We start from the raw sequence: 632 nt of genomic DNA, 5'->3' as shown, positions 1-632 counted from the left end.
CCCGCGGTGAGATCGCTGACTTCGCTGCCCAGATCGAGTCGCCATTTGCGCGGCGGCGGCGCAGCCAGCCTTTGCACGATATCGGCAGAGCCCGGCTCGATGGCGAGCGCTTGGCGGTAGGCTTCCCGCGCGGCGAAGTCGTCGCCACGCGCCCGGCGCAGGTCGCCGATCCCCACCAGCGCCTCGGCATTGTGCGAATCTACCGCCAGCACCCGCTGAAAAGACTGCTCGGCCCGCGTGTAATCCTGCTCGAGCAGGGAAATTCGCGCGTCGAGAGCCATCGCCTCGACATTGTCAGGCGCGGTGCCAAGCACATCATCGATCATCGCGCGAGCGCGCGGCACGTCGCCCTGCCAGATCGCCAGGCGCACCTTGCCGAGGCGGGCACCGAGAAGGCGGGGCCTAATGGCCAGCGCCTGGTCGAAGAACTGCCCGGCATGGTCGAATTTCTGCTGGGAGCCAGCCACCAAACCGATGGCGACCAGGATATCAGTGTTTTTCGGCGCCAGCCGGAGGGCGCGGCGATACGCATTCTCCGCCTCCGGCAATTGGCCCGCAGCCCGCGATCGTCGGCCCTCCTCCATCAGGCCGGCGACGGGATCCGGCCGCGGCGGGCCCGGTATCTTCCCCCC

General features: G+C 68.5%; 1 protein-coding gene. It reads right to left on the bottom strand.

Annotated elements, in window-relative coordinates; translation table 11 throughout:
- Positions 1-584 (bottom strand): tetratricopeptide repeat protein (locus EOA22_RS36335; RefSeq protein ID WP_245478805.1); only part of this gene is annotated, 584 nt, incomplete at its 3' end.
- Positions 585-632 lie beyond the last annotated feature (48 nt).

This window comes from Mesorhizobium sp. M7A.F.Ca.US.014.04.1.1, from assembly GCF_003998745.1.
GTDB classification, from domain to species: Bacteria; Pseudomonadota; Alphaproteobacteria; order Rhizobiales; family Rhizobiaceae; genus Mesorhizobium; species Mesorhizobium ciceri.
This window is presented reverse-complemented; position numbering and strand designations above follow the sequence as displayed.